5 protein-coding genes and 1 pseudogene are annotated in these 4,771 nt (G+C 42.0%); 2 read left to right on the forward strand and 4 right to left on the reverse strand.

Going from position 1 to position 4,771, the window contains the following annotated elements; translation table 11 throughout:
- The first annotated feature begins 242 nt into the window (after positions 1–242).
- Complete coding sequence (locus SWH54_06390; GenBank protein MDY6790881.1) at positions 243–674, forward strand: single-stranded DNA-binding protein; 432 nt, start codon at positions 243–245, stop codon at positions 672–674.
- Between the two features lie 122 nt (positions 675–796).
- Here the strand turns inward: SWH54_06390 and tatA are convergent, their stop codons facing one another.
- The 4 genes and pseudogenes from tatA to SWH54_06410 all read right to left on the reverse strand — a co-directional run bounded on the left by tatA (position 797) and on the right by SWH54_06410 (position 3,162).
- On the reverse strand, positions 797–988 hold the full coding sequence (gene tatA / locus SWH54_06395; GenBank protein ID MDY6790882.1) for a twin-arginine translocase TatA/TatE family subunit: 192 nt from the start codon (positions 986–988) through the stop codon (positions 797–799).
- A 10-nt stretch (positions 989–998) separates the two neighbouring features.
- Complete coding sequence (locus SWH54_06400; GenBank protein MDY6790883.1) at positions 999–1,412, reverse strand: hypothetical protein; 414 nt, start codon at positions 1,410–1,412, stop codon at positions 999–1,001.
- 793 nt (positions 1,413–2,205) lie between these two features.
- Positions 2,206–2,565: a hypothetical protein gene (locus tag SWH54_06405; protein ID MDY6790884.1), complete on the reverse strand. Its 360-nt coding sequence runs from the start codon at positions 2,563–2,565 to the stop codon at positions 2,206–2,208.
- 65 nt (positions 2,566–2,630) lie between these two features.
- Positions 2,631–3,162: pseudogene (locus tag SWH54_06410) on the reverse strand (LysE family transporter).
- 110 nt (positions 3,163–3,272) lie between these two features.
- On the opposite strand from SWH54_06410, the gene SWH54_06415 reads away from it, so the two are divergent.
- Positions 3,273–4,163: a LysR family transcriptional regulator ArgP gene (locus tag SWH54_06415; protein ID MDY6790885.1), complete on the forward strand. Its 891-nt coding sequence runs from the start codon at positions 3,273–3,275 to the stop codon at positions 4,161–4,163.
- The last annotated feature ends 608 nt before the right edge of the window (positions 4,164–4,771 follow it).

Genomic DNA, 4,771 nt, shown 5'->3' on the forward strand with positions numbered 1-4,771 from the left:
AGGAATATCAGGCCTAATAAGCTGATTTCAAATCGATCCCTCTTGATATCGTCACTAAATCGTATTATATTAATTAGTTAGAAGCTTTTATAAAATTTTAACCGGACACTAATGAAAAAAGATATAATTTTAAATTCTAAATTTCAACAGGAAAAAAAGACTTATTAGGCGAATTGACAACTGATGCTAATTTTTGTATCTAAATTAAAAAATGGAAACCGCTTTTCTAACAGGAGGTAAATATGTCAGGTATTAATAAGGCCATTTTAATCGGCAGGCTGGGACAAGACCCTGAGGTTCGTTATACTCCGGACGGCACGGCTGTGGCAAACTTTTCCATTGCAACATCTGAAGAATGGAAAGACAAAAACTCCGGGGAAAAAAGAGAACGTACGGAATGGCATCGTATTGTTGCCTGGCGGCGGCTGGGAGAAATATGCGGTGAATACCTTTCCAAAGGAAGGCAGGTTTATATTGAAGGCCGTATTCAGACCCGAAGCTGGGAAGACAAGGACGGAAATAAACGTTTCACCACAGAAATTGTGGCATCGGATGTGCAGTTTTTAGGAGGAAGAGATTCCGCTGCTGCAACCGGTCCTACTTCAGGTTCTCCGGATAGCGGAGGTCCACCACTCTCGACTCAGGGACCCCAGGATGATGATATTCCGTTTTAGGTGTTTATCAGAGAAAAAAATCACTAAGACACGAAAGGTGGAAAGCATAACATAGAACTATGTTTTTCGTGTCTTGGTGCTTTGGTGGGGAAAAATAAAACCTGCTTTAATCACTTGGGTGTTTAGGTATTTTTCGATTTTTTATCGTTTTCAATCTTTTCAGGTTCTTTTTTTTCTTCATCTGTTGACGCTCCCCTGAAATTTCTTATGGCCTTACCCATGCCGGCACCTATTTCAGGGAGTTTACCTGCTCCAAAAATAATGAGGATAATAACAAGTATTATTATAAGCTCAGGCATTCCTATTCCAAACATTTAGCTCCTCCTATTCATCAGGCCTGGTTTGTTTAAGTTCCTGCAGAAGCTGCAAAAACTCTTTTGATTTTAAATAACGATCGATGGCACCCTGATAATCGATCCATTTTTTCCAAAGATCGAGCCATGACTCATTGTGCCAGTAGGTGTCAGGGTCTCCTTGCCCTCTATGCTTATTTACATAATCAATATACTCTTCAGAGCAACTGTGGCATAAACGATATGGCACTTTTAAGTTTTTTTTAGTCTTTTCTCGATTCTGGTAATTGGGGCTGATCTGTATGCCGCATTTTTCACACTTGAAAGCACATTGCGTGCACTGCAGAACCTTTTGAACAGCCAGGACCTTTCGCCTTCTTATTAACTCAGTCTTTTTATTTTTGGCAAGCTCTAACTTGTCATCAAGCGATATTACATCAGCCATTTTTTCACCTCCTGACTCTGGGTAGAGGGTTTTTTTGCACGGCTGTTTTCTTTTTTACATCAGCATACATCAGGTCTCTGGACTGAATGAAACCTTTGAAAAATGGTAATTTTTGTTTGAGTTCAAGGAAGGCGAAAATTTCAACCACAGGAATATATTGAATATTTCGAGGATTGAAATTTGAGCCTGACACAGAAATCTGGCAGATAAGCGCAGACTTCTAAAAGTACTGTTTTGCAAAGGTTTCTGAGTGAAATGCTTGAATATAAAATATAACACCGGTATGCCACGGTGTCAATCTTTTAGACTCTTAGCCATTCAGGTAAAAAAGAAGGGCAGTCGCATTTTTTGAAAAATGCCATCTTTGGAACCGGTCAAGCTATAGAAACCCTCAAGCTCCTCCTTGTAAACTGATTTATTCCGATTGTATTTTTCTAAATGCGTTTACCCTTTGTAGAAGTGTAGGGGGTGATAAATCTAAGAATTCTATCGGACCGGGTCCATCCCCCATGTGGTCAATCCCCAGGTGTTGCACCAACCCTGAAAAAGGTTGAGTCTGACTATAGAGCATAATAACGAAGTTAAGGTACATGTTTGAAAATTGAGGTTTGGTGATTGTCTTGGTACCAATTCTAAACCTTTGACTTATGATAGAAAAAATTCGTAACTAGATTGCCAGTAGCATCCCATCAATAAAAAGAAGGGTTGCGGGGCATTTCTTGACATATCAAAATATCAAGGTTCCGCACCTAAGAATTATAAAGCTTCTCAACCCCAGATCAGCGTGGGTGCTTTAATATGAGATAAATACTTCGCGTTTAATATTTCTGTCCCTTAGCTTTTTACGTTCTTCATCCGACAGAATTATACCTCCGGGATGGTGAGCTCCAAATCCCAATATATAAATTGAACCGATATTATGCCCGTCACCTTTTAATCCCGAAAAAATAATGGAGGATATAAAACCGTACGCCAACCCTAATATAAATAAAAACAACACATTGAAAATTATAGGAATAATATTAGATGAGATGCTGAAATAAAACAGAAATGGGGCCATAAGCAGTCCTGGGATACCTCCCATCCAGGGTTTTTTTACACCGATAATGGCTCCAAGGAAACTAACAATGAAAATCATAGTAAATAAGCTCATAATATTTCTCCTTTCTGCTTGACGCGGAGAACAGATGACCAGTGGCGATGGCGATGCCTCCCTTGTTAAATGGTGAATCCATGCATGATCAACGACACGGCGATAGTCCACATGGTTGCGCAAACCAGGCTATCAAGAATCCGCCAGGATATTTGTTTCTTAAACAGGGGAGCAAGCATTTGCCCCCCAAGGCTCAGGCTGATAAACCATAGAGTGGAGGCGGAAACGGCCCCAATCCAGAAAAATAGCCGGCTTTCCCCGTGAAACTGGCTGCTCACGCCGCCCAGGAGAATAACAGTATCTAAATAAAAATGCGGGTTGAGCAGGGTGACGGCCAGGGTAGTGATAATGGCGGCTCTCAATGACCGCACCGCCCCATGTAACCCATTGCGAAAGAGTGGGGTGGTTGGATACAGCCCCCCCGAAACCGGCGACTCCGGCGGAGATAAAAACGGCATCGCAAATAATACAAATCAATGCGATGATCAAATGGTGGTTTCTCCTAACCCCCTGAGACAGAACAAAGGCGTTCTGGGCCCCGATGGCCACAATCAACCCACCCCCGGTGCCGAACCCCTGTATAAATGGTGCAATCATTGTTTTCACCTTCATGAGTATTGTTATGTACGGGAGAAATATAGGACATGAAGACTTAATAGTAAAATTAATTGTTTTAATGATTCATTAGCTGTGCTAATATATATTTTATGCTCGATTATAAACTCATTGAAGCTTTGGCAATGGTTTCCCGGGAAGGTGGTTTCGACAAGGCTGCCAGGGCATTGTACATCACACAATCTGGGGTTTCTCAGCGGGTAAAATTGCTGGAAGAACTCACGGGGCAGGTATTGATAGCTCGTACCACACCGCCCCAGGCGACATCGGCCGGTCGAAAACTTCTAAAGCACTATCTCAAGGTCAAGCGGCTTGAGGACGATCTGATAGGAGAGATGGACGAGCTTGGCAACAAAGGATTTACATCCTTAGCGGTGGGCATCAACGCCGACAGTCTTGCTTTTTGGCTTTTGGAGGCCATCCACCCCTTTTTACTTGAGGAAAGGGTACTACTTGACATCCGGGTAAACGATCAAGAACAGACCCATCGGCTGCTGAAAGATGGTGAGGTCATGGGATGCATCAGCACCCAAGAGCAGCCCATGCAAGGGTGCCGAATTGAATATATTGGGCGTATGGATTACCACATGATGGCCGCGCCGGAATTTGCGGCCCAATGGTTTCCTAATGGACTCGCTGCCGAGGATGTACGCCGTGCCCCGGCCCTTATCTTTGATCGACAGGATGAGTTGCATCACAAACTTCTCAGCCAAGCCCTTGAGGAAGTGCCTGCCTCTATCCCGACCCACTATGTGCCATCCGTTGAGAAATTCGCAGATTTCATCGCCTTGGGGCTTGCCTATGGCATGCTACCGGATCAGCAATGCACGCCTTTGATGCGCACCGGTAAAATTGTTGATCTATCGCCTGACTTCCATGTACCGGTAAAGCTCTATTGGCATTGCTGGAATATAAAATCAGATTTATTAGAGAAGCTAACCCGGAATCTAATTCGCAAAGCAAAAATACTGCTGAAAGAATAGAAAGCTACACAGAATCGTGTAAAACCATTACCACTTCGGTTCGGGTAAAACTTAGCAATACCAAAAAGTATAGGGTTGCGCGACTTCCTTGATATATTGATAAGTCGATTTATTCCTGTTAGAGAATTCAGCAGGGACAAGGGACATATGCAACAAAATAAACAACTATCATATACACAAGGAAACAGCTGGTTTAGCGTTACTGTGTTTTCTTTTTTAACGACAGCAAGCCAGTCTGCAACCCGCGGTGAAAAAATTACAAAAGAATACAAATTTAAACTATTGAAAGATAGGTAATCAACATATCAAGGATGTCCCGCAACCCAACCTTTTTCAAAGGAGTTTTGAATAATGTAACCCTTTTTACATATTCCGATGAAAAATCTGCAAATTTCTTATGAGCAGCAATAATACAATATCTTGCTTTAGGCCTCATTTTCAGCTATAATTATTACCTTCTATTTCACATCATCTTAAGTTTTATACCTAGTTAGTGCCTGAACGAAAAGTCATGGTTTTACGAGCCAGCCGGTTGGTTATGTTCGTTCATTAAATTACTACCGTTCAAAATGATGGCAGCCAGTAGTAAATCAAATCTTGGCTACCTT

It is taken from the genome of Thermodesulfobacteriota bacterium (genome assembly GCA_034189135.1).
In the GTDB taxonomy this organism is placed as follows: Bacteria; Desulfobacterota; Desulfobacteria; order Desulfobacterales; family JAUWMJ01; genus JAUWMJ01.

Bases quoted from the DNA above. Each gene is read 5' to 3' on its own strand.
- SWH54_06390 (MDY6790881.1), top strand. From the start codon at position 243: ATGTCAGGTATTAATAAGGCCATTTTAATCGGCAGGCTGGGACAAGAC.
- tatA (MDY6790882.1), bottom strand. From the start codon at position 988: ATGTTTGGAATAGGAATGCCTGAGCTTATAATAATACTTGTTATTATC.
- SWH54_06400 (MDY6790883.1), bottom strand. From the start codon at position 1,412: ATGGCTGATGTAATATCGCTTGATGACAAGTTAGAGCTTGCCAAAAAT.
- SWH54_06405 (MDY6790884.1), bottom strand. From the start codon at position 2,565: ATGAGCTTATTTACTATGATTTTCATTGTTAGTTTCCTTGGAGCCATT.
- SWH54_06415 (MDY6790885.1), top strand. From the start codon at position 3,273: ATGCTCGATTATAAACTCATTGAAGCTTTGGCAATGGTTTCCCGGGAA.